The sequence below is a fragment of the Streptomyces sp. NPDC111520 genome, from assembly GCF_055635295.1.
The window spans coordinates 73,337-99,690 of sequence record NZ_JBVKBW010000025.1 but is presented as its reverse complement, the minus strand read 5'-3'; the positions used below and the strand labels follow the sequence as shown (position 1 = coordinate 99,690).

Here is a 26,354-nt window from a genome sequence, read left to right as displayed (position 1 = left end):
CCTCCACACCTACAACCACCACCGCTGCCACACCGCACTCGGAGGCAAGCCCCCGATCAGCCGCGTCAACAACGCTGCGGGTCAATACACCTAGGACGTCCCCCGCCGTGTCGCGGGCCGGCGCGCGCCGTCGGGCGCCCGGCACGCGATGCGCGGGAGAGGGCCCGGCTCAGCCCGCCTCAGCCCGCCGCGAGCCGCGGGTCGAGGAGGCGGTGCAGACGGTGGGCGACGGGACGGAAGCCGCGGCGCGGCCAGAACGCCGACGAGAGCGGGTTCGCCGCCCGCCAGTCCGTCACGCACACGCGGAACCCGCGCCGGGCCGCGTCCGCGAAGGCGTGCTCGGTGAGCCGGCGCCCCACCCCGCTGCCCCGGCACTCGGGAACGGTCGCGGCGAGGAGCAGTTCGACGGAACCGCGCGGTGCCGTCAGCGACACCTCGTCGTCGGGCACGGGCCGCATGACGCAGAAGCCCCGTACCCCCTCCGGCCCTTCGGCGAGCCAGTACGCCACGGCCGGGTCCGCCAGCAGCTCCGCGTGGCCCGGGCGCAGGCCCTCGTAAAAGGACGGCTCGACGAAGGCGAAGACCGGCGGGCCCGTGTGCGCGTCGGCGATCAGGCCGAACAGCGGCTCCAGCGCGGCGAGGTCCTTCGGCCCGGCGGCCCGTACGTCCTCGTGGAAGCGGCCCGCCCCGGCCGCCAGGTCCGTCACGGCGTGGACCTGCTCGTAGGCGAAGCACTGCGAGAGCCAGGCCGGCAGGTCGTCGGGGGCCGCGACGGCGTAGTGGTGCAGCCGCCCCTCGCGCAGCCACGGGCCGGACAGGCCCGCGTACAGCTCACGCAGTACGCCCTCGTCGCGTGCCGCGTAGTGTCCGGGACCCGTCCACATGTGCCGTCCGCGGACGTCGTCGCCGGGCACGGCGAGGAGGTACCCGGCGGGCGTGCCGTCCGCCGTCTCCGCGACCGCGCCGCGGGCGGCCCGTTCCCAGGCGTCCCGCAGCAGGGCCGCGCAGGCGGCCGGTTCGGCGAAACCGGGGCCGAGTGCCGCTTCGCGGGCGAGGTCGCGACGGTGGCGGGCGGCGAGGAGGCCGGCCGCGGCGTCGAGGTCGGACGCCGCGAACGGCCTGGTCGTCGGTGCGTTCACCGGTGTCTGCTTCCCGTGGTCAGCCCTTGCGGGCCTCGATCAGATAGCGCTGCGAGTACGCCACGAAGGGTCCGTGCCGTTCCATGAAGCCGTGCAGCTCGGCGAGCCGCTCGCGGTAGGCGTCCACCGTGAAGCCCGGCACGATCCAGATGACCTTGCGCAGGAAGTGGACCACGGCGGCGATGTCGTGGAACTCCATGCGCAGTGCCTCCTGGCGCAGGTCCACGACCTCCAGGCCCGCCGCCTCGGCGTGGGCGGCGGCCTCCGCCGGGCTGGAGCCGGCGGTGGTCGTGAAGGGGTCAGGGGTCGCGTGCGCGGCGACCGGTCGCGGCCCCATCAGGTAGTCCGTCAGCTCGCGCACCGAGCCCGCGCCGACCTGCTGGGACAGGTAGGTGCCCGCGGGGCGCAGCACCCTGCGCACCTCGTCCCAGCGGGTCACCACCGGGTGGCGGCTGACGACGAGGTCGAAGCGGCCGTCGGGGAAGGGGAGGTCGGCCGAGTCCCCGGCCTCCACGACGGTGGCGCCCAAGGACGCCAGGTTGCGGCGCGCGATCTCCAGGTTGGGCGGCCACGACTCCGTGGCCGCGACCACCGGCGGGGCGGTGGGCACGGTCGCCAGGACCTCCCCGCCGCCGGTCTGGATGTCGAGCACGGCCCCGGCCCGCGCGGCCCGCTCGGCGAGCAGCCGGGCGTAGCCCCAGGAAGGGCGCTGCTCGGTGGCGCGGCCGGTGAACCAGGAGAAGTCCCAGCCCTCGGTCGGGACGGCCTCCCCCTCTGCGAGGAGATCACGGAACGTGGACATGGGCGCGAGGATGGCAGACGCACCCGACGCGGCGCACCCGTATTACGCCCGCGCCCGCCGTCCCGCGTCGCCCCGGGGCCTCAGCAGCCGCTCGCCAGAGGGGTGAAGGACATCGGGGTGCCCTCCTCGGAGCCGGCGGCCGTGCGATAGGTGGCGGAGTCGACCTTGTACCAGACGTCGTCGCGGGTACGGTCGCCGCCGACGTCGTCCAGCTCCACGCACCAGCGCTCCGCCGACACCACGCGGCTGTAGGACTCGGTGCCCTGCTGGACCTTCCGGCAGTCCTTGTAGTGCTCGGTGGTGTACCAGGTCCGGGTCGACTTGCGCTTGCCGGAACCGCTCGAGGACGTGTGCCGCACCTGCCGCGTGCGGTCGGTGCACCGCTGCACCATGTGCGGGCGCCGCCCGGTGGTCGTCCTGCGCGCCACGTGCCGGTGGTCGTCCAGCCTCCCCGTGACGGGCGGGTCCGCCTTCGCGACCGCGGTGGGCGTCCCGGCGGAAGCGGCGGCCGACGGCCTGGATCCGGCCACGGCGCCCGAGTCCGGGCTTCCGCAAGCGCCCAGCAGGGCGGCCAGGAGCGCGGCGGCCACGGCGGCGGAGTACGGGCGGCGTTGTCTGTGCACTTCTCTCCTCGGTGAAGGTGTCGGTGGACTTGGAGATGAACGGTGATGTGGACATGGACGCGACGTGAAGGAGCGACGGACGTCCGGTGCCCGCCCGGATCATGACGCGACGGGGACGGAAAGGGTTCCCGCCTCATTCGCCCGACTGTGACGGTTTCTGACGGCACGTGCCCGTTCGTGGCGTCCGGTGGCCGGACGCGGGGTAGGAACCGGGACGGGGATGGCTGGAACTCGTCGTCCTTGCCCGGGTCGCCGACGGCCCGGGAAGGGGGGATCCCGGTGGGAAAGACGTCTGCGTTCGTCCGTGTCGACGGCCCGGGAGGACGGGCCGCGCACAGCCGCGGGACGGTACGGGAGCGGGCCGGGGGGCCCGTCCACGTACCGGGCCCGTCACGGCTCAATCCCGCCCTGGGGCAGGTGGAGCCGCAGGTCATGGCGTGGGCCCGGCGCGCCGGCCTGCTCTCGGCGCCGACCTCGGGTCAGGCCGGCCGGGAACGGCAGGTCGCCATGGCCGGGCACGTGTGGCCGTGGGCGGCTCCGGCCCGCCTGACGGAGCTGGCCCGGCTGACGCTGTGGATGTTCGCCGTCGACGACGACAGCGACAGCGGCCCGGTCACGGGCACCGGCGGCCGACTCGACGCCATGGCACGTGCCGTCGGCGGCTGGGCGCGCGCCGTACCCGCGTCGGCGCCGCCGGCCGTCCGCGTCCTCGCGGAGGTGGTGCCACGCGTGACCGCCGTCATGGGGCCCGCCTGGGGCGACCGCTTCCGCCGCCACCTGGCCGCCTGGATCCGTACCAACCAGGACTCGATCCGGATCCGGGCCGGCCACGAGGTGCCCACCCCCGAGGCGTACGTCGCCTGGCGGCGGGTCTCCGGTGCGACCGGCTGGTGCTTCGACCTCATCGAGTACGCCCAGGAGTCGGAACTGCCCGCGGCGGTCTGGTACTCGCCGGCCTGCCGCGCGCTGCGCGAGGCCGCCGCCGACGTCATCGGCTGGACCAACGACCTGTTCTCGGTGGAGAAGGAGCTGCGCTCGGGGGAGACCACCAACCTGGTCCTCGTCCTGCGCCGGCACCACGGCCTGACGCTGGACGAGGCCGTCGAGCAGACGCGGCTGTGGCACGCCCGCCGCGTCGCCGCCCTGCGCACCGCGACGCGCGACCTGTACGCCACAGCCCTCGCCGGCGACCTCAGTCCGGCCCAACTCGCGGCGGTCTGCCAGTACGCGGACGGCATCCACGCCTGGGCCCGCGGTTTCCTCGACTTCTCGTACGCCTCCGACCGCTACCGCGCCCCGGGGGGATAGCCCGCGGCGCCACCGGGAATGCACCACGGCAGGGAAGTACCGGGGGAACGGGGGGAGTACGCGATGGCTGCCGGGAGGGGCCGCACCGCGGGCGCGGCGGGCTGGCTGCTCAGGATGCTCGCGGGGCTGGCCCGGCCCGCGCTGACCGTACTGCTCGGCCCGCCGGGGGCGGTGGCCGGGGCGGCGACCGAGACCGCGGCCGCCTCGGGAAGCCGGGCGCTGGAGCAGACGGCCGGCCGCCGGCGCGCACTGCCCGGCCTGCTGCGGATCTCCCGGCGCGGCACGGCCCCGCTGGTCGCGGACGTGGCCGACCCCATCGGTCTCGGCGTCCACCCAGCCGCGCCGGGCGGCGGCGGGACGGCGGGCTTCGGCCGCGTCCCGGTGTTCGTCGGCCGTGACGCGATGCCGCAGGCGGAGGCGGTGCTGAGCGGCGGCCGGGGCTTCCTGCTGCTGGTGGGGGACTCCACGGCGGGCAAGACCCGCCTGGCGTACGAGGTGGTGCGCAAGCACTTCCCGCGCCACCGGCTGGTCGTCCCGGACAGCCGCGAGGCGATGGTCGCGCTCGTCGACCCGGTGTCCCGGTGGCACCGGGCCGTGGTGTGGCTGGACGACCTGGAGAACTACCTCGGCGCGGGTGGGCTGAGGGCAGGTCATGTGCAGCGGCTGCTCGACGCCGGATCGGGCCGGGTCGCCGTGGTGGCGACCATGAGCGCCCGCCAGCACATCCGCTTCGGCGCCCGCTCCGCCGCCGACGACGAGCCCGGCGGCGACGTCCTGCGCTCGGGCCGCGAGGTGCTGCGGCTGGCCTCCGTCGTGCGGGTCGACCGCACCTGGAGCGAGGCGGAGCTGGCCCGGGCCCAGCACCACACCGACGACCCGAGGATCAGGGCCGCCGTCAACGGCGCCCGGACCGGCAGCCGCGGGGTGGCCGAGTACCTCGCCGCGGCGCCCCAGTTGCTCGACGACTTCCGCAACGCCTGGGCGGCCGGGACCCGCCCGCGGGCCGCCGCCCTGGTGGCCGGTGCCGTGGACGCGCGGCGCGCCGGGCACCACCGGCCGCTTCCGGAGGACGTCCTGCGCCGCCTCCACGAGATCCACCTCGAACTGCACGGCGGCAGCAGCCTCCGGCCGGAGTCCTGGGAGGAGGCGCTGAGCTGGGCCACCGACCCCCTGCACGCCACCTCCAGCCTCCTGCTGCCCCGCGACGACGGCGCGTACCTCGCCTTCGACTACCTGCACCAGACGCTGGACGAGCAGGTGCCCCCGCCGCGCATCCCGGACGAGGTGTGGGAGATCCTCATCGACCACGCGGACCCGGTGCGCGCCCTGGACATCGGCGCGACCGCCTACCAGCGCGGCGACCTGCACCACGCCATGGCCGCCTTCGACAAGGCCGGCGCCGACCCCGGTCAGCTGCCGCGTCAGTGGTACGCCACCTGCGTGGGGGAGGCGGGCGACCCGCGGCGCGCCGCGGACCTCTACCGCGAACTGGTCGAGGAGGCCGAGGGACGCGGCGGCCCCGACGCCAGGGAGACGCTGGAGAACCGCAACTCCCACGCACGCTACCGGGGCATGGCCGGCCACCCCGCGGAGGCCGTCGGCCTGCTGCGCGGTGTCATCGCGGACCGTACGCGTGTGCTCGGCCGCGACCACTCCCACACCCTCAACAGCCGCAACAACCTCGCGCTGTTCCTCGGAGAGACGGGACGGCTCGACGAGGCGGTCGCCGAGTTCCAGTCCGTGCTCGCCGACCGGACCCGTCTGCTGGGCGCGGACCACCCGCACACCCTCAGCAGCCGCTACGGCTACGCCTACCTGCTCGGCGACGCCGGCCGCCCGGGACAGGCCGCCCGGCTCTTCGACAGCCTGGTCGCCGACCGGACCCGGACACAGGGCCCGTACCACCCCTACACCCTCAACAACCGCCGCCACCACGCCCACTTCCTCGGCGAGGCGGGGCACGCCGCGCGGGCCGCGGGGCTCTTCGAGGAACTCCTGCAGGACTGCCTGAAGGTCCTCGACCCGCTCCACCCGGACACCCTCGCCGTCCGCCACGGCCGGGCCCGGTTCCTGGGCGAAGCAGGCGACCCCGGCCGTGCGGCGGCCCTGCTCGACGCCCTGATCCAGGACGGCCGCGGAGCCGGCGCCCACGGCCCGGACAGCCCCATCCCGCTGCTCTGGCGGCGCTACCAGGCGGTGTTCCTCAGCGAGGCCGGGGCGGCGGAGGAGGCCGTACGGCTCCTGGAAGCGCTGTTGACCGAGAGCGGCCAGATCCTCGACGCCGGGCACCCGCAGTTGTTCGCGGTCCGCGCCGCCCACGCCCGCTGCGTCCTGCGGGCGGGCCGTACGGCCGAGGCCGCCGGCCGCTGCGAGCGGCTCGTCGACGACTGCCGCGAACGGCTGGGCGAGGACCACCCGCAGACGCTCACCGCCCGCGGCGGCCACGCCCGCTGCCTGGCCGCCGCCGGCCGCCACGGGGAGGCGGCGGCGCTGCTGGAGATCCTCGTCCAGGACCGCACCCGCGTCCTCGGCGACGACCATCCGTCCACCCTCAACAGCCGCAACGCCCACGCCTGTTCGGTGGGCGCGTCGGGCGACGCCGCGCGCGCCGCCCGGCTGCTGCGCCAGGTCCTCCAGGACCGTGTGCGCCACCTCGGCGAGGAGCACCCCTGGATCGCCAGGACCCGGGAGGAGCTGGCCCGCTTCCCGTGACCGCGCCGCGCCCCCGCGCTCGGCGCACGGTCAGTCGCGGGTGACGTGCCCGTCGACCAGCCGCCACAGCCCGAGCGGGTTGTCCGGGGCCAGCGCCTCGGGGAGCAGGGCCTCGGGGAAGCCCTGGTAGGTGACGGGCCGCAGGAAGCGCTCGATCGCGCTCATGCCGACGGAGGTGAACCGGCTGTCGGTGGTCGCCGGGAACGGGCCGCCGTGGACGGTGGCGTGGCCGACCTCCTGCGGGTGGGCGAAGGCGTTCACCACGATCCGGCCGGTACGGCGCTCGAGGACCGGCAGCAGGCGGGCGGCCTGCGGGTGGTCCTCCTCCTCGAGGTGCATCGTCGCCGACAGCTGGCCGCGGAAGCTCCGGGCCACCTCGGTCATCTGCTCCGTGCCGCTCAGCCGGACGAGGAGCGCGGCCGGCCCGAAGACCTCCTCGGCCAGCGTGGGTTCGGCCAGGAACCGGTCGCCGTCGACCTCGAGCAGCTGTGCGCGGCCCTCGAACGCGCCCTCGGCCTCCGGGCCCACCGCCACGGTCGCGGCACCCGAGTCACGCAGGCGCTGCGCCCCGCGGCCGTACGCGTCGTGGATGCCGGGGGTGAGCATCGTCCGCGCGCCCATGGCGCCCACCCGCGCCGCGGCCGCCTCGCGCATCTCGGCGTACCCCGGGCCGTCGACGGCCAGCAGCACGGCCGGCTTCAGGCAGGCCTGGCCGACGTTCACGAGCATGCGCTCGGCGAAGCCGTCGCCGATCTCGTTGCCGCGCGCCGCCAGGGCCGCGGGGAGGACGAAGGTCGGGTTGACGCTGGTCATCTCGGCGAAGACCGGGATCGGGTCGGGACGCAGTTGCGCCCGCCGGTACAGGGCCATTCCGCCGCCCTCGGAGCCGGTGAAGGTGACCGCCTTGACCAGCGGGTGGTCCACCAGGGCCTCGCCGATCGCGTTGCCGGCTCCGCGGACCATCGAGAACACGCCTTCGTGCAGCCCGGAGTCGGCGACGGCGCCCTGGATGACGCGCCCCTGCAGCTCCGAGGCGCCGGGGTGGGCGTTGTGGGCCTTGAGGATCACCGGGCAGCCCGCGGCGAGCGCGGCGGCGGTGTCGCCGCCCGCGACCGAGTACGAGATCGGGAAGTTGCTGGCGCCGAAGACCGCCACCGGACCGATCGCGATCCTCTGCATGCGGTGGTCCGTGCGCGGCCTCGGCCGGCGCTCCGGCTGGGCCGGGTCGACGGCGGCCTGCCGGAAGCGGCCCTGCCGGACCACGTCGGCGAACTGCCGGAACTGCCCCGCGGACTTGACCGCCTCCGCCTCCAGTTGTGCGGCCGGCAGACCCGTCTCCAGGGCCGCCCGCTCGGCCAGTTCGCCCTTGATCCCCTCCAGCCGGTCCGCGATGAGTTCGAGGAACGCGGCGCGCTCCGTGAGGCCGGTGCGGTTGTAGCTGTCGTACGCCTCGTCGGCAAGTCGCGCCGCGCGGTCGACCTCGGCCGCCCCGCCGAGCGCGAACTCCGGTCCGAGCGGTTCGCCGGTCGCCGGGTCGAGCGCCTTCATCGTGCCCTCGGACGCGGGGACGGACGACGCGCCTATGGACATCTCTCCGGTCAGTCGCATGTCAGTGGTCTCCGTTCCCCAGGGTCTTCAGCAGGTCGGCGGTGGTGGTGATGGAGTGGGCGTAGGTGGGGCCGTTGAGCTCGTGGGCGGCGTGCATCATCTCGGGGCGGTAGGCCGCGGTGGCGTCGCGGACGAGCGTGACGTGGTAGCCGAGCTCCATGGCGTAGCGGCCGGTGGACTCGATGCAGGTGTTGGCGAGCAGCCCGACGACGACCACGTGCGTGATGCCCTGCTGCTTGAGCCGGAAGTCCAGGTCGGTGTTGGCGAACCCGCTCTGCGACCAGTGCTCCTGGACGACCACGTCCCCCTCAGCGGGCCGGAAGTCGGGGTGGAACTCGCCGCCCCAGGTGCCGAGGGCGAAGGTGTGCCGCTCCTGGATGAGGCGGTGCGTCGGGTTGGGGTGCTGCCAGTCCTCGTAGTCGCCCTCCTGCCAGCGGCGGTGGGGGACGAAGAAGACCTTCTGGCCGGCGGCGCGCCCCGCGCCGACGACGGCGCGGAGGTTGCCGAGCAGGCCGACCTCGGTGGCGACGGGCTCCAGTACGGGCCAGACCTTGCCGCCCTCGGACAGGAAGTCGTTGTAGGGGTCGACCAGCAGGATCGCCGTGCGCGTGGGGTCGTAGGTGTCGGTCATGACGGGTCCCTTCCCATCTGGATTATTTGCATCATCCTCAATCAGGATTACTCTCGTCATCCTGTAAGTCAAGGAACGACGGCGAGGTACCGAGATGACCCCTGACGAACTGCGCGCATCCCTGACCGGCGGCTGGCGCCTGGTGTCCTACGAGGCCACCGACGTCGTGACCGGAGAGGTCGTCGAGCCCTTCGGGCCGCGGCCCCGGGGCCTGCTCACCTACGGCCCGGACGGGTGCATGGCGGCCCAGATCATGCGGGCCGGGCGCCCGGAGTTCCGCCACGGGCGGCTGGAGGAGGGGCTGCCCGGGGAACTGGCCGCGGCGGCCGCGGGCTACCTCGCGTACGCCGGCACCTTCGAGGTCCCGGCGGCGGACACGGTCGTGCACCACGTCGAGATGAGCCTGTTCCCCAACTGGGTGGGCGGTTCCCAGACGCGGATCGCCGACCTGGCAGGACGCCGGCTGCGGCTGAGTCTGCCCGGCCCCGGCAGGATCTGGGGCGCGCTCCGCACGGGCGTCCTGACCTGGGAGCGCGCGGGGCGGTAGCGGCCGTCCCCGGTGCGCGACCCCCGTACGCGGACGCGGAGCGCGGGCGCCATGGCCCGCGCTCCGCGTCCGTGTACGGGAGGCGACTACGCGCGTACGGCGGGAGCCGCGGCGCTGTCCGCGTCCGTCCCGCCGGGCCGGGCGTCGTCACCCGGACGGGTGCCGGTACGGCGGGCGCGCAGGCCGTACCGGGCGAGTGTCAGGCCCGCGAGGAGCAGGAAGCCCAGACCGCCCGCCACTACGCCGTGCCAGCCGCGGGCCGAGAAGAGCACGCCGGCGACGGCCGAACCGACGGCGCCGCCGGCGAAGACCGCGAACATGTACACCGTGTTGAGCCGTCCCCGGATCGCCGGTGCCGCGGTGAAGATGCGGGCCTGGTTGGCTATCTGGCCGCTGGTCACCCCGTAGCCGAGGAGGTTGCAGCCGACGGCGAGGACGACGAGCGACCGCCCCGCGGCCCCGAAGAGGACGAAGGCCGCCACCGCCGAGACGGCGGAGAGGGCGTTGACCGCGAGCGGGCCCCAGCGGTCGGTGAGCCGTCCCGAGTAGCGGGCGGCGAGTGCGCCCGGAACGCTGCACAGGCCGAAGAGGCCGACCACGGCCGGGCCCAGCCCGATCGGCGGTGCGGTGAGGTGGAAGGCGAGCGTGGACCAGAAGGCGGAGAAGGAGGCGAAGAGCGTCGCACCCAGCGCGGCCGACAGGCGCAGGGGGGCGTGGTCCACGAGCAGCCGGGGGAGCGAGGCCAGCAGCCGTCCGTAGCCGCCGGAGGCCGCGGCCCCGTCGGGCCGCCCGGCCGGCATGTAGCGGGGGAGGACCAGCAGCAGCGCGGCCGTGGCCGCCGCCGCGACCAGGAAGCCGGCCCGCCAGGTGCCCGCGGCCTCCGCGATGAGCCCGGAGGCGGTGCGCGAGAGCAGGGCGCCCATCGTCAGCCCCGTGCCGACCGCCCCGAGGACCCGTCCGGCCTGGCCCGGGGCGGCCATGGATGCGACCGTCGGCATGATCACCTGCGGGAGCACCGTGCTCGCCGACAGGACGAGGGTCGCCATGCCCAGCAGGGCGACGGATGGCGCCGCGGCACCCGCGAGGAGCGCGACGGCGGTCACCGCCAGCAGGACCCGGGACAGCCGGCGCAGCCGGGCCCGGTCGGCGAGCGGGACGACGGCCACGATGCCCAGCGCGTAGCCGATCTGCCCCGCCGTGGCCACGAGGCCCGCGGCGGAGGCGGAGATGCCGAAGCCCCGGGCGATCTGGTCGAGGAGGGGCTGGGTGAAGTAGATGTTGGCGACCGTGATCGCCGTCGCCGTGGCGAAGACGGGGAGGGTTCCCCGCTTGACGTCCGGCCGGGTTGCTGCGGTGGTCATGGGTCCTCGCGGAGGGTTCGCGGGCGGGAGGGGAGCGGTGGCGGGGCCTGCTCCGGTGGAGGCTGGCGCCGGGTGCGGTCCTGGATGATTGACGTCATCCTCACAAACAGGATGATGCGTGTCATCCTGCATGTCAAAGGCCCGTGCGGGGCCGTGCGGGCCCCGGGTGCGGCCGCCGGGGCGTTCCGGTGGGGCGGTGTATGATGTCCGTCATCCACATGGGTCGGTCCGGTCCGACCTACACCCGGGAGGTCAGGCGATGGGTCACTCGCAGGCAGCGAAGGCCGAGTCGCGTGAGAAGGTCCTGCGGATCGCCGCCCGCCGGATCCGCGAGGAGGGCATGGCGCGCCCCGGCGTCGCGGACCTCATGCAGGAGGCCGGGCTCACCCACGGCGGCTTCTACAAGCACTTCACGTCGCGCGACGACCTGATCGGCCAGGCCGCCGCGCTGGCCCTGGCCGACGGCGAGGACAAGATGGCCGCGGCCGCCCGAAGGGACCCCGAGGCGCCCCGCTCGGGCCTCATCGACGCCTACCTCAGCGCCCGCCACCGGGACGCCCCCGGTACCGGCTGCGGCCTGGTGACCCTCGGCGCCGCCGCCGGTCGCGGCGACGAGGCGCTGAAGGAGGCCTACGAGCAGCAGGTCCGCAACTACCTCGAACTCATCGGTGAGGCGGCGCAGGGCGACGACCCCGAAGCCGCCCAGGCCGACGCCATGGTCACCCTCAGCGCCCTCGTCGGCGCGATGCTGATCTCGCGCGCGGTCGCCGACCCCGGGCTCTCCGACGAGATCCTGACCATGGTCGCCGGACGTCTGAAGGACGCGGACGCGCCCGCGCCCGCACCGGCCGAGGTCTGACCGCACCCCCCGCCCCCGGCGGCCCGGTGGGAATGAACCCTTTCATCCCCTTGTACGGTGGTGAGTGTACGAGTACCGGGAAGCCGCGAGGGCGGACCATGGCGACACGGATCCCCTCCCTGGTCGGCCGGCAGGCCGAGACCGAGGCGATCGAGGCCCTACTGCGCCCCGTGGACGGCCACGGCGGCGCATTGGTGCTGCGGGGCGAGGTCGGGATCGGCAAGACCACGCTGCTGGCCCTCGCCCAGGACCGGGCGGCCGAGCAGGGACGGCGGGTGCTCGCCCTGGCCGGTGTGCAGGCCGAGTCCCACCTGCCGTTCGCGGGGCTCCACCAACTGCTGCGCCCGGTGCTCCAGGACACCGGCCGCCTCCCCGGGCAGCAGCGCGAGACGCTGCTCGCTGCGGTCGGCCTGCGCGACGTCGGCCGCCCCGAGCCCTTCCGCATCGCCCTCGCCGTGCTCGACCTCCTCGCGGAGTGCGCCGCCGACCGGCCGCTGCTCCTGCTCGTCGACGACGTCCAGTGGCTCGACCGGTCCACCAGCGACCTGCTCGCCTTCGTCGCCCGCCGGCTGTCCTCGGACCCCGTCGTGCTGCTGGCCGCCGCCACCCAGGGCGAGACGGAGCCGCCGCTGTGGGAAGGCGTCGGGGAACTGACGGTGAGCCGGCTCGACGCCGACCACGCCGCGCGGCTGCTGGACGCCGGCGCGCCGGCGCTCGCCCCCTTCGTCCGCGCACGGCTGCTGGAGGAGGCCGACGGCAATCCGCTGGCCCTGGTCGAACTCCCCCTGGCCGCCGGGGGACTGGAGTCCGTCGCGGTCATCCCGCGCTGGCTGCCGCTGACCGCCAATCTGCAACGCGCCTTCGAGACCCGCATCCTGGACCTGCCGGAGACGACCCGCACCCTGCTGCTGGCCGCCGCCCTCGACACCGAGGGGGCCACCGGTGACGTCCTGGCCGCCGCCGCCACCGCGACCGGCGGCCCCGTCACCGTCGACGGCCTCGAACCGGCCGTGGACGCAGGGCTCGTCCGCGCCGACCGGGACACCGTGCGCTTCCGGCATCCCCTGGTGCGCTCCGCGATCCACCAGGCTGCCTCCGTCACGCAGCGCAACGCCGTGCACGCCGCGCTCGCCACGGTCCACGCCGCCCGGCCCGACCGCGCCGTGTGGCACCTGGCCGCGTCCACCGTTCCCCCGGACGGGGCCGTCGCCGAGGGGCTGGAACGGTGCGGGGAACGGGCGCTGCGGCGGGGCGCCGTCGTCGCGGCCGTGCACGCCTTCGAGCACGCCGCCGCCTTCGCCGACGCCGGCCGTCAGGCCGACCTCGTGCTGCGCAGCGCGGAACTGGCCGTCGGCCTCGGCCGCCGCGACCTCGTCCGCCGCCTGGTGCGCATCACCGAGCGGCTGGAGCTGACGCCCAAGGACACCGCCCGCCTGCTGTGGATCTCGGAGTCCCTGATCATCTGCGGAGGCCGGGAGCCGGTCGCCGTGCGCACGCTGCTCCGCACCGCCGAACGCATGCGCGCCGACGGCGAGACGGCCCTGTCGGTCCGGCTCACGGGTGCCGCCGCCGCCCACCTCTACCGGGGCAACGGGGAGTCCGCGCTGCACGAGGAGGTCCTTCGCGCCGCTGACCGTCTGGCCGCCGAACGGGACGGCCGCTGCGACACGGCGTGCGCCGCCATGCTGCTGATAGCCGCGCACGCCGCGCCCGTCGAGCGCGCCGCCGCGGTGCTGGACGCCGCCCGTGCCGTGGCCGACCGGACGGACGACTCCGCGGCGCTGCACACCACGGCCCGCGCGCTGTGGTGCGTCGGGTCGCCGGAACGCGCGGACCCCTTCCTCACCGCCGCCGTCGAACGCCTCCGCCACCAGGGGCGGCTGGCGTCGCTCGTGGAGGCGCTGGCCCTGCGCGCCTCGGGACGTGCGGCCACGGGCCGCTGCGATCCGGCACGCCTGGACGCGGACGAGGCGCGCAGGCTCGCCCGGGAGACCGGCCAGCCCGAATGGGAGGCCACTGCGCTCACCGTGCTCGGCTGCGTCGCCGCCCTGCGCGACGACGCCGCGACCGCCCACCGGCTGATCGGGCAGGCCCGGACCATCGCCGTCCGCCTGAACTCGCCCCTCCTGCACGCGACGGTGCGCATGGCCCGCGGCACGGCGCTGTCCTGCAGCGGTGAACACGCCGAGGCCTACGCCCAGTTGCGCTGGCTCGCCGACCCCGCCGACGCCGGGCACCATGTGATGACGGCCCTGTGGACCCTGGGCGACCTCGCCGAGGCCGCCGCGCACTGCGGCGAGAAGGACGACGCGCGAGCGGTGCTGGAACGTCTCGCACCGCTGGCCGGCCGGACGCCCGCAGCCCGCGTGCGGCTGGCCGCCCGTCACGCCCGGGCGGTGCTCGCCCACGGGGACGAGGGCGAGGCCGCCTTCGCCTCCGCCCTGGACGCCGACCTCACGGGCTGGTCCCTGGAACGGGCGCGCCTGCGGCTCGCGTACGGCGAGTGGCTGCGCAGGCAGCGCCGCGTGCTGGAGTCCCGGGCCCCGCTGAGGGCCGCCCGGGACGCCTTCGACGACCTGGGAGCGGCGGCGTGGAGCCGGCGGGCGCGGCAGGAGCTGGAGGCCACCGGCGAGACCACCCGGCAGCGCTCGCCCCGCGCCGCCGACCGGCTCACCCCGCAGGAACTGCAGATCGCGATGCTGGCCGCGGAGGGGCTGTCCAACAAGGAGATCGGCGCGCGGCTCTACGTCTCCCACCGCACCGTCAGCACCCACATGTCGCGGATCTTCCCCAAGCTCGGCGTCACCTCACGCAGCCGGCTGGCCCGCTTCTTCCCCCCGGGGTCCTGAGCCCCCAGGACTCCGAGCCACCGGGGACTCCGAGCCACCGGGGCCCCCGAGGCACCGGGGCCCCCGAGCCCGGCCGCGGCACGGATCACGCGGCGGCACGTTCCGCCGCGCCGCCGGCCCCGTCCTCCATGTCGCCCCTGATGAGGTCGGCCGCCCGTTCCGCGACGGCCAGCACGGTCGCGTTCGGGTGCGCCGACACCGGGGACGGCATCACGGAGGCGTCCGCGACCCGCAGCCCCGACACACCGTTCACCCGGAGCTCCGGATCGACGACGGCGTGGTCGTCGGACCCCATGCGGCAGGTGCCGCCCGGGTGGAAGAAGCTGCCGACGCTGCGCCGCACGTAGTCCTCCAGGAGCCCGTGGCTGAAGGCGGTCGGCCCCGGCAGGACCTCCTCCTTGCGCCATACGTTCAGCACCTGCTCGCTGCCGATCTCCTGGGCCATGCGCACCCCCCTGATCAGGCGCTCGACGTCGGAACGCGAGGAGAGGAAGTTCGGGTCGACCAGCGGCGCGCTCCGGGGGTCCGCTCCGGCCAGGCGGACCGAGCCGCGGCTGCGGGGCGTCATCAGGCCCACCACGAAGCTGTAGCCGTTCTCCGCACCCCCCATCGTCGGCGGCACATAGGGCGCGCACAGGAACAGCAGCTGGATGTCGGGGGCGGTGTCCGCGTGCGTGCTGCACAGCGCGGCGGCGGCGTCGAACGCGGGCCCCGTCGGGGCGGGTACCTCGCGGGAGGCGGAGAAGTTGACGACGGTGACCGGATGGTCGTGCAGATTTCCGCCGACCTCGCGGAGGTCCGCCTCGACGCCGATGCCGTGCGTCCGCAGTTCGTCGGCGGGGCCGATCCCCGACAGCATGAGCAGGTGCGGTGAACCGACCGCACCGGCGGCGAGGACGACCTCGCGCTCCGCCCCCGCCCGTTCGACGACGCCGTCCCGGCGGTACTCCACGCCCGTGCACTGCCCGTGGTGCACCAGCAGCCGGTGCACCTGCGCCCCGGTGACCACGGTCAGGCCCGGCCGGTGCAGCACCGGCCGCAGATAGGCGTCGGCGGCGCTCTGCAGGGCCCCGTCGACGATGTTCAGGTCCAGCCAGCCGCCGCCCTGCTGGTGGCGGCCGTTGAGGTCGGTGCTGATGGGGTGCCCCGCCGCCTGTACGGCGCTCAGACACGCGGGGGACAGCGGATGGACCCGGTGCGCAGGCGCCACCCGCATGGGCCCCTCGGTGCCGCGGAACGCCGGGTCACGGCCCGCCGCCCGCTCGCTGCGCCGCAGATAGGGCAGCAGGGTGTCGAAGTTCCAGCCGGTCGCGCCCGCCCGCTCCCACGCGTCGTAGCCGGTCCGGTGCCCCCGCAGGTGGACCATGGCGTTGATGCTGCTCGATCCGCCGAGCGCCTTCCCACGCGGGTACGGCAGCACGGCACGGCCCGCCCCGCGCTGCGCCACCGTCCGGTCGCCCCAGTCCATGCCGCTGCCGACCGATCGCGTCCACCACGCGGCCGAGCCCGTCGCGGCCCGGGCCGGCCCCGCCTCCAGGAGCAGCACCCGGAACCGCCCGTCCTCGGAGAGACGTGCGGCGAGCACGCACCCCGCGCTCCCGCCACCGACGACGATGTAGTCGTAAGCCGTCATCGCAGACCTCCGTGTCGACGCGTCCGCGGTCGCCCGGTCCTCGGCCGCGGACACAGCAAAAACTAGGGCGAAAGCCGACGAAAGGCGTCCGTCAAGCTACGTAACGGCGCTCCGCGGGGCGCCCCGCCATCCGTACCGCCGTACGTCATCGGGCGCACGCGGCGCACCCTGCCGAAGGCCGTGACCGCAGGGATCTGCCCGTTACATCCCTTGTGACCGGTGTGCGTACGATGGGAGGGGTTCAGGACGGGGGCCACCCGGCCCGGGCGCGGTCGCCGGAACACCGGCTCCGCCGGCGGGCGGCGAGGAGCGCAGGGTGACGGTTCAGGACAGGGATCGGCTCAGCCACCGGATGCTGGCGGGCCTGCTGGCCGACAGCCACCTGATGCCTCTGGAGCAGCTGCCGGCCAAGGTGGCCGAGCACGCAGTGCCGGCCGGCCTCGACCATGTGACGATCTACCTCGCCGACCTCCAGCGCCACGTGCTGCGCAACCTCGCCGAGGACGGCGCGGACGAGTGCCGGCGCAACCACAGCGCCGAGCTGAGGATCGAGGGCACGGTGCCCGGCCGCGCCTTCCAGTACGGCCGGCTGCTCCCCGCCGTCTCCTCCTGTCCCGGCAAGTGCCGCTGGTGGGTGCCGCTGCTGGGCGGTTCGGAACGGCTGGGCCTGCTCCGCGTGACGACCGAGGGCGACGACTTGCGCACCCGCGAGGACGTGCAGTCGCTGGCCGACGCGGTGGCCCTCATCGTCACCGCCAAGCGCGACTACAGCGACGTGTACGCCCGCACGGTGCGCACCGAGGCGATGAACGTGGCCGCCGAGATGCAGTGGCGCCTGCTGCCGCCGCGCTCGTACTCGGACGGCCGGGTGGTCATCTCCGCGGCGCTGGAACCCGCCTACCGGGTGGGGGGCGACGCCTTCGACTACGCGCTCGACGGGCCGGTGGTCCACCTGTCGATCTTCGACGCGATGGGGCACGACACCGCGGCCGGACTGACCGCGAGCCTCGCCATGGGCGCCAGCCGCAACGCGCGCCGCCGCAAGGCGGACCTGGTCGAGATCACCGAGGAGATCGAGCGGGCGGTGATCGAGCAGTTCGACGGGACGCGCTACGCCACCGGCGTCGTCGCCCGCCTCGACACCGGCACCGGCCTCTTCGAATGGGTCAACCGCGGCCACCACCCGCCGATCCTCATCCGCGGCGGCCGCTGGGTCGCCGAACTCGCCTGCTCGCCCGGCGACCCCATGGGCCTGGGACTGGGCGTGGCACCGCAGGTGTGCCGCGAGCAACTGGAGCCGGGCGACCGCCTGGTGATGTACACCGACGGCATCCCGGAGGCGCGTACCGTCACCGGCGGGGAGTTCGGCCTCACCGGGTTCCTCGACTTCCTCATCCGCCACCACGCCGACCGGCTGCCGCTGCCCGAGACCCTGTGCCGTCTGATGCGCCGGGTGTCGGACCACCAGGTGGGCGAGTTCCAGGACGACGCGACGGTCCTGTTCTGCGCATGGCTGGGGTGCTCCCCGGACAGCACCGAACGCGCGGCGGCCGTCGCCGGCGTGCCGCTGCCGCAGCGCGCGACGGACGGAGCCCTGCCCCCGGTGCCCGCGATCGGCGGTGAACTCCCTGGCGCGGCCGACGTCATGGCGCCGGACCGGCACTCCTGAGCGGGCACCCGGGTGAACCGCCGTTTCGCCCACCCTGCCCCTGGGGCAGGAGCCCCGACCGGGACGGCGTCGCCGCATCCCGTGGCGGAGGGAGGACTCCGATGACCGGCGGTTCCATGAAGGCGGTCGGCTGGGCGAGGTCCTTCCCGGCGTCGGGCGGGGCGCGCGCCGGCCGGCACTGGACGCGTGAGCACCTGGCCACCCTCGACTGGACGGCGCACGCCCCCGGCACGGTCGACGACGTGCTGCTCACGGTGTCGGAACTGGTGACCAACGCCCACGTCCACGCGCACAGCGCCGCCGACCTCGTCCTCACCTGGGACGGCAGCCGCCTGCACGTGAGCGTCCACGACGCCGACCACCAGGTGCCCGTCGTGCGGCTCCCCGAGTGGACCGCCACCGGAGGGCGCGGACTGGCGCTGGTGAACGCCGTCGCGGACCACTTCCACGCCCGGACCCGGACGAACGGCAAGACGATCACGGCCTGCTTCACGCCGCCCGGTGGCGAGCTCGCCGAGCCTTCACGAAATCTTCCCCGTCGCCCCGGCCCGGACCGCGCGTCCGGGGGCAAGCGCAGGGCAACGACATGCTGCTGAACGGCAACCGGGCCGGGCGGCGACGCGGCCGAACCGGGCCCACGAGGGGGCGTCCATGCGAGCACTCACCGAGCACCTGTCCCTGCGGCTGATCACCGGGACCCGGCGGTTCCTCGATCTGTCGGCGGAATGCGAGTACCGGGCCGACGACCCCTACACCGTCCGCATGCGCTTCGGCCCGGGCGGTGCCGACGAGGCGGAGTGGGTGCTTTCCCGTGAGCTGCTGCTGGCCGGGCTCGCGGCCTCCGCCGGGGACGGCGACGTCCACGTCGAACCCGGCGACCACGCCCACACCCTGATCACCCTCGCCGGCCCCGGCGGCACGGCCGTGCTGCAGATCGCCACGGGCGAGCTCGCCGGTTTCCTGGCTGCGACCGCGCGACTCGTCCCGCCGGGCACCGAGGGCACCCGCATCAACTGGGACGCCTGCATCGCCGGGTTGCTGTCGGCCTGAGGCCGGCTGCCGCCGGTCCGAGCCAGGCCGCTGTCGCCTCGCGGCACCCCTCAGGGCGCGGGCACGCCCATCGGGTTCGGGTACGGCAGCGCCACCGCGCAGGCCCGCGCCACGGCGGACAGCACCGTGGCGAGCCGTTCGACGGCCTCCGGGGCCGACGCCTCCCACGGCCGCCCGGCGGCGCGGTCGGTGGCCTCCTCCAGTTCCCGGTGCGCCTCCCACCCCGCGACCGTCGCGGACCCGTCCGCGCCGAGCAGGCCGCGGGCGGCGAGGCGGGCCGCCGCGGCGGCCCACTCCCCGTCGGTCCACCCGCGGTGCGGCTGCAGTTCCGTACGCGGCAGGTCGATGCCCGTGCGCAGGACCAGCGCCTCGCACCCGTCCAGGCCCGCGGCGACGAGCGCCGCGACATGGCCGTCGCCGCGATGCTCGCGCAGCAGGGTGGCCTGGTGCCACAGGGCGTCGACCGGGTCGCCGGGGGAGGGGAGCGCCAGGTTCGCGGCGGCGAGCACGCGGCCCGCGATGTCGAGTCCGCCGGTCACCGGACGCAGCAGCTCCACCGCCTCCGCCACCGCGGCCTCCCGCCCCGCCAGCAGCCGCCGCAACGCGGCGCCCGCCCCGCGCCGCCGCGCCTCCAGGGCGCGCTCGGGCGGCGCGAGAGCCCAGACGCCGGGCAGGGCGCGGGCCACCATGCCGGGCGCGAAGCCGAAGAAGGCGGCCACGACGGGTTCCGGGCCGACCGGGCCGAGGGGCGCCGCGCGACCTGCGAAGTACCCGCGCCAGTAGCCGCGCAGCCCCGCCTCCTCGTACGCGGCGCGCGCCTCGGGCGCGAAGTAGGTGACGGCGTGCACCGGTTCGGCGAGCCGCCAGACGCGCCGGGCGGTGGCGGCGGCCTCCGCCGGCGTGAGGGTCGCGCTCATCGCCGGCCACCTCCCTGCGGCACGTCGGCGACCAGGTCGCCGGAGAGGTCCGTCCTGGCCTCGATCGCCCGCAGGACGGCCACCATGTCCGCACGTCCGCCGCCCTGTTCCACGGTCTCGCCGAAGAGGGCGTGGCATACGTCCAGCAGCGGCGAGGCCAGGCCGGACGCCCGGGCCGCCTCGGCGATGAGGCGGTTGTTGTGCAGCACGTCCGCCGCGGCGGCCTGCGCGGAGAAGTCGCGCTCCCGCAGTTTCGGTGCCTTCATCCGCGACACCGCGCTGGCCATCGGCCCGGCGTCCAGGACGTCGAGGAACTGCCCGGTGTCCAGGCCCTGCCGTTCCGCGAAGTGGAAGGCCTCGGTGAGCCCGGTGACCATCGTGATCAGGAAGAGGTTCACCGAGAGCTTCATCAGCAGCGCCCCGGGCACCGGACCGCAGACGAACGACTCCCGGCACACCGGGGCGAGCAGCGGCCGCACCTCCTCCACCGCCTCCGGGTCACCGGCGAGCATCGTCACGAGCTGCCCCGCCTCCGCCGGCTTGCGGGAGCCGGAGACCGGAGCCTCGACGTAGCGGCCGCCCGCCGCGCGCACGGCGGCCTCCAGGCCATGCGAGTACGCGGGCGAGGTGGTCCCCATGTGCACGACGACGTGCCCGGCGACCCGGGCCGCGAAGTCCGGGGTGCCGCGGCCCAGGACGGCGTCGACGGCGGCGCCGTCGGCGAGCATCAGGACCACCACGCGGGCCCGGTCGAACACCGCGCCGGGCCCGTCGGCCACCTCGGCCCCGGCCGCGCGCAGCGGGGCGCACCGGGCGGCCGTACGGTTCCAGACCACGAGCCGCGTCCCCGAGCCGGCCAGCCGGAGCGCCATGGGCTGCCCCATGATCCCCAGGCCGATGAAACCCACGTCCGTCACTGCCCACCGCCGTCCCCGGCCCGTCCGGCCGATCGACCCGCGCGTTATGACGGCTGTCATAAGCGCTATGACAGCCGTCATAATAGACCCGTGGCGCCGGCCGCCGGCCCCCGTGCGCGACGCGCGTCGCTAGGCTGACGCGCACCGGGCACGGCCGCCACCCCGGGCGCGGGCGGACGGAAGGGCAGAGGGCGGGAGGTCGGCGAATGACCGGTTCGGAGCGGGGTCCGCGCGAGCGCATGGTCTTCAGCGCCGCGCAGCTCATCCGCCGCGGCGGCGTCACGGCGACGGGCATGCGCGACGTCGCCACCCACGCGGGGGCGCCCCGGGGTTCGCTGCAGTACTACTTCCCCGGCGGCAAGGAGCAGTTGGTCAACGAGGCCGTCGGCTGGGCCGGCCGCTACGCCGGCAACCGTGTGGCCCGCTTCCTCGCCGCCCTGCCCGAGCCCACCCCCGCGGGGCTGTTCGCCGCCATGGTCGGCCAGTGGACGGACGAGTTCCTGACCTCCGGCTACGACGCCGGCTGCCCGGTCGCCGCGGCCACCGTGGACTGCGCCGGGACCTCCGACGCCACCCGTTCCGCGGCGGCCGCCGCCTTCGCGACCTGGACCGGGCCCGTCGCCGGGGCGCTGGAGGGGATGGGCGTGCCGGCCGGGCGGGCACCGTCGCTGGCGACGCTGATGATCAGCGCCATCGAGGGTGCCGTCGTCATCGCCAGGGCGGAACGCGACGTACGCGCCCTCACCGCCGTCACCCGCGAACTCGGCCCGCTGCTGGACGCCTCCGTCGCACCGCGCGGCTGAACCGGCGGGCCGCCGGCCCGTGGCGTGACGGCAGCCGTCAGGCGTCGACCGCGCGGGTGGTCCCGGCCCAGGCGTCCAGCTCGGCCAGGCGCGCGCTCAGGGCGTTGCGCATCGCGTCCGCGCCGGCGACGCCGAGCGCCAGCCGCAGCGGCGGGCTGTCGCTCGCGGCGGCCGTCCGGATGCCCGCCGCGATGCGTGCCGGTGACGCGAAGGCCGACGCGGGCTGCGCGCCGATGGCCTTCTGGACCTCGCGGACGGTGGGGTCGTAGTCGGGGATGGCGGCCGCGACGTCCAGGTTGCCGAGGAACCCGGTGGCGGTGGGCCCGGGCTGGACCATGGTGACCTTGATGCCGAGCGGGGCCAGCTCGTCGGCGAGGGCGTCCGAGAGGCCCTCGACGGCGTACTTGGTCGCCGCCAGGAGCCCGACGCCGGAGTGCGCGCTCTGCCCGTAGAGCGAGGAGCCCTGGAAGACGTGGCCGGACCGCTGGGCGCGCAGCACCGGCAGGGCCGCCCGGAGCACGTTGAGCACGCCGAAGACGTTCGTGTCGAAGATGGCGCGGGCCTGCTCGTCGGTGGCCTCCTCGACCGCCCCGAAGAGGCCGTAGCCCGCGTTGTTGGAGACCACGTCGATGCCACCGAAACGGTCCACCGCCTGCGCGACGGCGGCCGCCACGGCCGCCTGGTCGCGCACGTCCGTGTCGATCAGCAGCAACCGGTCCGGGTGCGCCGTCCGCAGTTCGGCCAGCGACGCGGTACTGCGGGCCAGCGCGGCGACGTTCTCCCCGGCGTCGAGCGCCTGGGCGGCCAGTTCACGGCCGATCCCCGACGTCGCCCCGGTGATCAGCCAGGTACGGGCCCGGTTCTGGGGTGACTCTGTCATGTTTACGACCGTAATACCCCCCTCCGTCTTCCTCGACCCCACCGTCCCGGCCCGCGCGGCCCCGGCCGCTGTCAGAGGAGCGTGGGAGGCTGGTGGGCATGTGCGGCCGTTACGTCTCCACCCGACGCCCCGAGGACCTGGTGCAGCAGTTCCGGGTCACCGAATGGAACCCGGAAGCCCTCGTGGCGCCGAGCTGGAACGTCGCCCCGACGGACAGCGTCTGGTCGGTCCTGGAGGGCGTCGACCGGGGGACCGGCGCGCTGGAGCGGCGGTTGCTGCCGCTGCGGTGGGGGCTGGTCCCGTCCTGGGCCAAGGATCCCGCGGTCGGGTCCAGGATGATCAACGCCCGGATGGAGACGGTCCACGAGAAGCCGGCCTACCGCCGGGCGTTCAGCCGGCGCCGCTGCCTGCTGCCGGCCGACGGCTTCTACGAGTGGGTCCCCGTCCCGGCCACCGAGGAGCGCAAGGCCTACAAGCAGCCCTACTTCATCGGCCCCGAGCAGCAGGGCCAGGGCATGGCCTTCGCGGGACTGTACGAGTGGTGGCGGAACAAGGAGGTCGCCGGCGACGACGACCCGGGCGCCTGGCTGGCCACGTGCACGATCATCACCACCGAGGCCACCGACGCCGCCGGCCGGGTCCACCCCCGGATGCCGCTGACCATCGCGGCCGCCGACTACGACGCCTGGCTCGACCCCGAGCACCAGGACCCGGACGAACTGCGCGCGCTCCTGACCGCGCCGGCCGACGGTCACCTGGCCGTCCGCCCCGTCGGCACGGCGGTGAACAGCGTCCGCAACAACGGCCCCCACCTGCTGGACGCGCCCGCCTGACCCGGGCCGCCCCGGCACTGCCCCCGGAGGCCGCGCGGCCGGTCTCGGCGCGCCGCGACCTCGCCGCGACGTTACGGTTTGAGCAACGGCGTACTCGGCCCGGCCCGAGTGCGGGCAAACCCGAAACCCTGCGTTCCCACCGGAGCGAGGAGGCCTCAGGATCATGCCCTACGCAACAGCCAAGGACGGGACCCGGATCTTCTTCAAGGACTGGGGGACCGGCCGGCCCGTCGTGTTCTCCCACGGGTGGCCGCTGACCGCGGACGCCTGGGACCCGCAGATGAAGTGGATGGTGGACCACGGTTTCCGTGGCGTCGCCCACGACCGCCGCGGCGGCGGGCGGTCCGACCAGCCGTGGGACGGCAACGACCTGGACACCTACGCCGACGACCTGGCGGCTGTGATCGAGGAACTCGACCTGCGCGACATCATCCTCGTCGGGCACTCGACCGGCGGCGGCGAGGTCACCCGCTACATGGGGCGGCACGGCACGGGCCGGGTCGCCAAGGCGGTGCTGGTGAGCGCGATCCCGCCGCTGATGCTGAAGACGGAGGCCAACCCCGAGGGCCTGCCGATGGAGGTCTTCGACGAGATCCGCGAGGGCCTGGCCACGGACAGGTCCCAGTACTACCGGGACCTCAGCGCCCCGTTCTACGGCGCGAACCGCGACGGCTCGACCGTCAGCCAGGGGACCCGTGACGAGTTCTGGCTGTGGAGCATGTCGGTGGGCATCAAGGGCGCCTACGACTGCGTCAAGGCGTTCTCCGAGACGGACACGACCGAGGACCTCAAGAAGATCGACGTCCCGACGCTGATCATCCACGGTGACGACGACCAGATCGTGCCCATCGTGGCCGCCGGCGCCAAGAGCTCGAAGATCGTCAAGGGAGCGGTCTACAAGGTGTACGAGGGGGCCCCGCACGGGCTGGCGATGGTGCCGAAGTTCGCCGAGCGCTTCAACGCCGATCTGCTGGAGTTCGCGGGCGGCTGAGCCGGCGGCGCACCCGCTCCCGGCGCACGGAGCCGTGGGGCGGGGCCGGGACACGGTGTCACACGACCGGGGGGTCATCCGGTCATGAACTACCGGAAGCGCCCCCCGCTCCCGGCCCGGCGTCGTCGTCGTGGCCGGGTCCGGGTGGCGCGGTAGACCCAGCCCCCGACCGTCCCAGAGGTACCCGATGACCCTCCGGCTCGACTCCGCCGCCCAGAACCTCCTCTTCCGCGAGGCGCGCACCGCCAACGCCTTCACCGGGGAGCCGGTGACCGACGAGCAGGTCCAGGCCGTGTACGACCTGGTCAAGTACGCCCCCACCGCCTACAACCAGCAGCCGCTGCGCATCGTGCTGGTGCGTTCCCCCGAGGCCCGCGAGCGCCTGGTGCGCCACATGAACGAGGGCAACCGGGCGAAGACCGCCGCGGCTCCGCTGGTCGCGGTCCTGGCCGCCGACAACGAGTTCCACGAGGAGCTGCCCGCTCAGTTCCCGGCCTTCCCGCAGGCCAAGGAGGTGCTCTTCGCCGAGCGCCCGGTGCGCGAGGCGTCGGCGGCCTTCAACGCGGCGTTGCAGGTCGGCTACTTCATCCTCGGCGTGCGGGCGGCGGGACTGGCCGCCGGCCCGATGACCGGCTTCGACGCGGACGCGGTCGACAAGGAGTTCTTCCCCGACGGCGACCACTCCGTGCTGGCCGTGGTCAACATCGGCGAGCCGGGCGAGAACGCCTGGCGCGAGCGCGGCCCGCGCCTGCCGTACGACGAGGTCGTCACCACCGTCTGACGTCGGCCGTCGCCCCGGGCGGGACCAGCCGCCACCCCGAGCGCGACCGGCCGTCACCCCGAGCGCGACCGGTCGCGCGCCGGGCGGCGCCGGTCGCCCGGCGCGCGGCCCGGCCGGTCCGTACGGGCCGAGGGCACCGGCGGCCGTCCCGCACGCGTGTCCCCGCCGGGCGCCCCGTGGCCGCGACGGCGGCGCCGTACGCGCTCGCCGCGGGCCACGAGCCGCAGCCTGGCCAGTACGGCGAAGCGTTCCTGCTGCGCCCGGGCGGCCTCGTCCAGCTCCTCCATCAGCCGGTGCGAACGGTGCTCCAGGGCCAGCTCGTCGAGGATGCGGTCCACCTCGGCGAGCAGCGAGCCGTGCAGCTGCCACGCCCCCGGGTGCTGCCGCACCCGGTCGAGCAGCATGTCGGCGACCTTCTCCCGGCTCGCGCGGGCCGCCGTCAGCTCCGCGGCCAGCCGGGCCTCGGCCTCCTCGGCGTTGCTGCTGACCTGCGTCGTGACCAGGACGGCGAAGCTGACGAGCGCACCTCCGAGATGCCCGAAGAGCTCCTCCAGGGCGACCGCCACGTCGCGGTCGAACAACGGCTCGCCGGCGCCGCGCCGCTTGGCGAGGTCGGTCAGCGACCGCGCCATGACCCGCAGCACGACGACGCAGATCTCCAGGGTGTCCAGACCGGTCCTCAGCACCACCCGCGACAACAGGCCCTCCTTGACGCGGGGATTGAGCCGCAGGCTGTCCTCGGCCCGGCGCAGCGCGGTGTCGACCTCGGCCACGTCCTGGTCGAGCCGGCGCGCCTCGTGCAGCCGTGCCGCGGCCCGTTCCACCGTGGCGGGGGAGTCCAGTTCCTCCGCGCAGCACAGCAGGAGGTGGCGCATGCGGCGGGCCAGGTCCTCGAGGGACGCCCCGGCGGTCCCCACCCACACCGGCGGCGCGAACAGGACGTTGAGCAGCAGTCCCACCCCCGCCCCGATCAGGGTCTCCAGCACGCGGTCCCAGGCCTGCACCGTCAACTGGCTCACCCCGAGCACCAGCATGGCGCTGATCGCCACCTCGTTGACGAACTCGTCGACCCGCACGAACTGCCCGATGACCAGCGCCGCGAGGATGATCAGCCCCAGGCTCCACCAGGTCAGCCCCACCAGCGCGCTGAACCCGACGGCGATCAGCACCCCGACCACCACGGAGTTCACCCGGCGGATGCCCGTGGTGAGCGTCGAGTAGAGCGTCACCTGCACGACGAGCAGGGCGGTGAGCGGCGCCGTCAGCGGGGCAGACTCGCTACTGACGTGCACGGCGATCACGTACGAGATGGTCGCGGCGACGGTCGCCCGCGCGGTCAGGGTGACGACCGGGTCCCGGCTGCGGCCGGCCAACCAGGTCACGGCATCACGTATAGGCATCTTCTGCCTTTTCCCGAACAAACACCGCGTACACCTGTGAA

Annotated in this window: 23 protein-coding genes; 12 read left to right on the top strand and 11 right to left on the bottom strand. The window is 74.9% G+C overall.

The features are described 5' to 3' along the window. Positions 1-179: 179 nt before the first annotated feature. The 3 genes from ACZ7MY_RS38035 to ACZ7MY_RS38025 all read right to left on the bottom strand — a co-directional run bounded on the left by ACZ7MY_RS38035 (position 180) and on the right by ACZ7MY_RS38025 (position 2,564). On the bottom strand, positions 180-1,139 hold the full coding sequence (locus tag ACZ7MY_RS38035) for a GNAT family N-acetyltransferase (protein WP_499609565.1): 960 nt from the start codon (positions 1,137-1,139) through the stop codon (positions 180-182). Between the two features lie 19 nt (positions 1,140-1,158). Further along, a complete protein-coding gene (locus ACZ7MY_RS38030) occupies positions 1,159-1,941 on the bottom strand; it encodes a class I SAM-dependent methyltransferase (RefSeq protein ID WP_499609564.1) in 783 nt (260 codons plus the stop codon). Positions 1,942-2,021: 80 nt separating this feature from the next. Next, positions 2,022-2,564 (bottom strand): hypothetical protein, encoded by a 543-nt coding sequence (locus tag ACZ7MY_RS38025; protein WP_499609561.1) that lies wholly within the window; start codon positions 2,562-2,564, stop codon positions 2,022-2,024. A gap of 279 nt (positions 2,565-2,843) precedes the next feature. Between ACZ7MY_RS38025 and ACZ7MY_RS38020 the strand changes: the two genes are divergently transcribed. Together ACZ7MY_RS38020 and ACZ7MY_RS38015 are read left to right on the top strand one after the other, a co-directional pair. After that, positions 2,844-3,872 carry a terpene synthase family protein gene (locus ACZ7MY_RS38020; protein WP_499609559.1) on the top strand — a complete coding sequence of 343 codons (1,029 nt, stop codon included), beginning with the start codon at positions 2,844-2,846 and terminating at the stop codon, positions 3,870-3,872. Between the two features lie 63 nt (positions 3,873-3,935). Further along, positions 3,936-6,584, top strand: coding sequence for a tetratricopeptide repeat protein (locus ACZ7MY_RS38015; protein WP_499609556.1), 2,649 nt, complete (start codon positions 3,936-3,938; stop codon positions 6,582-6,584). Between the two features lie 30 nt (positions 6,585-6,614). Here the strand turns inward: ACZ7MY_RS38015 and ACZ7MY_RS38010 are convergent, their stop codons facing one another. Both ACZ7MY_RS38010 and ACZ7MY_RS38005 read right to left on the bottom strand, forming a co-directional pair. Continuing rightward, a complete protein-coding gene (locus ACZ7MY_RS38010) occupies positions 6,615-8,192 on the bottom strand; it encodes an aldehyde dehydrogenase (NADP(+)) (protein ID WP_499609553.1) in 1,578 nt (525 codons plus the stop codon). Position 8,193: 1 nt separating this feature from the next. Beyond that, positions 8,194-8,823, bottom strand: coding sequence for a cysteine hydrolase family protein (locus ACZ7MY_RS38005; protein WP_499609551.1), 630 nt, complete (start codon positions 8,821-8,823; stop codon positions 8,194-8,196). Between the two features lie 94 nt (positions 8,824-8,917). Here ACZ7MY_RS38005 and ACZ7MY_RS38000 point away from each other — a divergent pair, with 94 nt between their 5' ends. Then, positions 8,918-9,370 carry a lipocalin-like domain-containing protein gene (locus ACZ7MY_RS38000; RefSeq protein ID WP_499609549.1) on the top strand — a complete coding sequence of 151 codons (453 nt, stop codon included), beginning with the start codon at positions 8,918-8,920 and terminating at the stop codon, positions 9,368-9,370. Positions 9,371-9,456: 86 nt separating this feature from the next. Here ACZ7MY_RS38000 and ACZ7MY_RS37995 read toward each other — a convergent pair whose 3' ends face one another. After that, positions 9,457-10,731, bottom strand: a complete 1,275-nt coding sequence (locus ACZ7MY_RS37995; RefSeq protein ID WP_499609547.1) for an MFS transporter — start codon at positions 10,729-10,731, stop codon at positions 9,457-9,459. Between the two features lie 259 nt (positions 10,732-10,990). Between ACZ7MY_RS37995 and ACZ7MY_RS37990 the strand changes: the two genes are divergently transcribed. Together ACZ7MY_RS37990 and ACZ7MY_RS37985 are read left to right on the top strand one after the other, a co-directional pair. Continuing rightward, a complete protein-coding gene (locus tag ACZ7MY_RS37990) occupies positions 10,991-11,590 on the top strand; it encodes a TetR/AcrR family transcriptional regulator (RefSeq protein WP_499609544.1) in 600 nt (199 codons plus the stop codon). 98 nt (positions 11,591-11,688) lie between these two features. Continuing rightward, positions 11,689-14,439, top strand: coding sequence for a helix-turn-helix transcriptional regulator (locus tag ACZ7MY_RS37985; protein ID WP_499609541.1), 2,751 nt, complete (start codon positions 11,689-11,691; stop codon positions 14,437-14,439). Between the two features lie 85 nt (positions 14,440-14,524). Here the strand turns inward: ACZ7MY_RS37985 and ACZ7MY_RS37980 are convergent, their stop codons facing one another. After that, positions 14,525-16,072 carry a GMC family oxidoreductase gene (locus ACZ7MY_RS37980; protein WP_499609539.1) on the bottom strand — a complete coding sequence of 516 codons (1,548 nt, stop codon included), beginning with the start codon at positions 16,070-16,072 and terminating at the stop codon, positions 14,525-14,527. 316 nt (positions 16,073-16,388) lie between these two features. On the opposite strand from ACZ7MY_RS37980, the gene ACZ7MY_RS37975 reads away from it, so the two are divergent. The 3 genes from ACZ7MY_RS37975 to ACZ7MY_RS37965 all read left to right on the top strand — a co-directional run bounded on the left by ACZ7MY_RS37975 (position 16,389) and on the right by ACZ7MY_RS37965 (position 18,791). After that, positions 16,389-17,741, top strand: a complete 1,353-nt coding sequence (locus tag ACZ7MY_RS37975) for a PP2C family protein-serine/threonine phosphatase (protein WP_499609536.1) — start codon at positions 16,389-16,391, stop codon at positions 17,739-17,741. A 101-nt stretch (positions 17,742-17,842) separates the two neighbouring features. Then, complete coding sequence (locus ACZ7MY_RS37970; RefSeq protein WP_499609533.1) at positions 17,843-18,337, top strand: ATP-binding protein; 495 nt, start codon at positions 17,843-17,845, stop codon at positions 18,335-18,337. Positions 18,338-18,392: 55 nt separating this feature from the next. Further along, positions 18,393-18,791: an SsgA family sporulation/cell division regulator gene (locus tag ACZ7MY_RS37965; protein WP_499609531.1), complete on the top strand. Its 399-nt coding sequence runs from the start codon at positions 18,393-18,395 to the stop codon at positions 18,789-18,791. Between the two features lie 50 nt (positions 18,792-18,841). On the opposite strand, the gene ACZ7MY_RS37960 is transcribed toward ACZ7MY_RS37965, so the two are convergent. Then, the gene (locus ACZ7MY_RS37960; protein ID WP_499609528.1) at positions 18,842-19,708 is read right to left on the bottom strand and encodes an SCO6745 family protein; all 867 of its coding nucleotides are present in this window, start codon (positions 19,706-19,708) and stop codon (positions 18,842-18,844) included. Further along, the gene (locus ACZ7MY_RS37955; protein ID WP_499609526.1) at positions 19,705-20,625 is read right to left on the bottom strand and encodes an NAD(P)-dependent oxidoreductase; all 921 of its coding nucleotides are present in this window, start codon (positions 20,623-20,625) and stop codon (positions 19,705-19,707) included. The genes ACZ7MY_RS37960 and ACZ7MY_RS37955 overlap by 4 nt, the downstream gene beginning before the upstream one ends. Before the next feature lie 206 nt (positions 20,626-20,831). Here ACZ7MY_RS37955 and ACZ7MY_RS37950 point away from each other — a divergent pair, with 206 nt between their 5' ends. Then, positions 20,832-21,428 (top strand): TetR/AcrR family transcriptional regulator, encoded by a 597-nt coding sequence (locus ACZ7MY_RS37950; protein WP_499609523.1) that lies wholly within the window; start codon positions 20,832-20,834, stop codon positions 21,426-21,428. A gap of 37 nt (positions 21,429-21,465) precedes the next feature. Here ACZ7MY_RS37950 and ACZ7MY_RS37945 read toward each other — a convergent pair whose 3' ends face one another. Then, positions 21,466-22,308 carry an SDR family NAD(P)-dependent oxidoreductase gene (locus ACZ7MY_RS37945; RefSeq protein ID WP_499609520.1) on the bottom strand — a complete coding sequence of 281 codons (843 nt, stop codon included), beginning with the start codon at positions 22,306-22,308 and terminating at the stop codon, positions 21,466-21,468. Positions 22,309-22,406: 98 nt separating this feature from the next. On the opposite strand from ACZ7MY_RS37945, the gene ACZ7MY_RS37940 reads away from it, so the two are divergent. From ACZ7MY_RS37940 to ACZ7MY_RS37930, 3 genes are all read left to right on the top strand, one after another. Further along, positions 22,407-23,141: an SOS response-associated peptidase gene (locus ACZ7MY_RS37940; protein ID WP_499609518.1), complete on the top strand. Its 735-nt coding sequence runs from the start codon at positions 22,407-22,409 to the stop codon at positions 23,139-23,141. 163 nt (positions 23,142-23,304) lie between these two features. Beyond that, positions 23,305-24,132, top strand: a complete 828-nt coding sequence (locus ACZ7MY_RS37935) for an alpha/beta fold hydrolase (RefSeq protein WP_499609516.1) — start codon at positions 23,305-23,307, stop codon at positions 24,130-24,132. 187 nt (positions 24,133-24,319) lie between these two features. After that, positions 24,320-24,913: a malonic semialdehyde reductase gene (locus ACZ7MY_RS37930; protein ID WP_499609514.1), complete on the top strand. Its 594-nt coding sequence runs from the start codon at positions 24,320-24,322 to the stop codon at positions 24,911-24,913. Positions 24,914-24,966: 53 nt separating this feature from the next. On the opposite strand, the gene ACZ7MY_RS37925 is transcribed toward ACZ7MY_RS37930, so the two are convergent. Beyond that, a complete protein-coding gene (locus ACZ7MY_RS37925) occupies positions 24,967-26,313 on the bottom strand; it encodes an FUSC family protein (RefSeq protein ID WP_499609511.1) in 1,347 nt (448 codons plus the stop codon). Between the last annotated feature and the right edge of the window lie 41 nt (positions 26,314-26,354).

Bases quoted from the DNA above. Each gene is read 5' to 3' on its own strand.
- ACZ7MY_RS38030 (WP_499609564.1), bottom strand. From the start codon at position 1,941: ATGTCCACGTTCCGTGATCTCCTCGCAGAGGGGGAGGCCGTCCCGACC.
- ACZ7MY_RS38015 (WP_499609556.1), top strand. From the start codon at position 3,936: ATGGCTGCCGGGAGGGGCCGCACCGCGGGCGCGGCGGGCTGGCTGCTC.
- ACZ7MY_RS38010 (WP_499609553.1), bottom strand. From the start codon at position 8,192: ATGCGACTGACCGGAGAGATGTCCATAGGCGCGTCGTCCGTCCCCGCG.
- ACZ7MY_RS38005 (WP_499609551.1), bottom strand. From the start codon at position 8,823: ATGACCGACACCTACGACCCCACGCGCACGGCGATCCTGCTGGTCGAC.
- ACZ7MY_RS38000 (WP_499609549.1), top strand. From the start codon at position 8,918: ATGACCCCTGACGAACTGCGCGCATCCCTGACCGGCGGCTGGCGCCTG.
- ACZ7MY_RS37995 (WP_499609547.1), bottom strand. From the start codon at position 10,731: ATGACCACCGCAGCAACCCGGCCGGACGTCAAGCGGGGAACCCTCCCC.
- ACZ7MY_RS37990 (WP_499609544.1), top strand. From the start codon at position 10,991: ATGGGTCACTCGCAGGCAGCGAAGGCCGAGTCGCGTGAGAAGGTCCTG.
- ACZ7MY_RS37985 (WP_499609541.1), top strand. From the start codon at position 11,689: ATGGCGACACGGATCCCCTCCCTGGTCGGCCGGCAGGCCGAGACCGAG.
- ACZ7MY_RS37980 (WP_499609539.1), bottom strand. From the start codon at position 16,072: ATGACGGCTTACGACTACATCGTCGTCGGTGGCGGGAGCGCGGGGTGC.
- ACZ7MY_RS37970 (WP_499609533.1), top strand. From the start codon at position 17,843: ATGACCGGCGGTTCCATGAAGGCGGTCGGCTGGGCGAGGTCCTTCCCG.
- ACZ7MY_RS37965 (WP_499609531.1), top strand. From the start codon at position 18,393: ATGCGAGCACTCACCGAGCACCTGTCCCTGCGGCTGATCACCGGGACC.
- ACZ7MY_RS37960 (WP_499609528.1), bottom strand. From the start codon at position 19,708: ATGAGCGCGACCCTCACGCCGGCGGAGGCCGCCGCCACCGCCCGGCGC.
- ACZ7MY_RS37950 (WP_499609523.1), top strand. From the start codon at position 20,832: ATGACCGGTTCGGAGCGGGGTCCGCGCGAGCGCATGGTCTTCAGCGCC.
- ACZ7MY_RS37945 (WP_499609520.1), bottom strand. From the start codon at position 22,308: ATGACAGAGTCACCCCAGAACCGGGCCCGTACCTGGCTGATCACCGGG.
- ACZ7MY_RS37940 (WP_499609518.1), top strand. From the start codon at position 22,407: ATGTGCGGCCGTTACGTCTCCACCCGACGCCCCGAGGACCTGGTGCAG.
- ACZ7MY_RS37935 (WP_499609516.1), top strand. From the start codon at position 23,305: ATGCCCTACGCAACAGCCAAGGACGGGACCCGGATCTTCTTCAAGGAC.
- ACZ7MY_RS37930 (WP_499609514.1), top strand. From the start codon at position 24,320: ATGACCCTCCGGCTCGACTCCGCCGCCCAGAACCTCCTCTTCCGCGAG.
- ACZ7MY_RS37925 (WP_499609511.1), bottom strand. From the start codon at position 26,313: ATGCCTATACGTGATGCCGTGACCTGGTTGGCCGGCCGCAGCCGGGAC.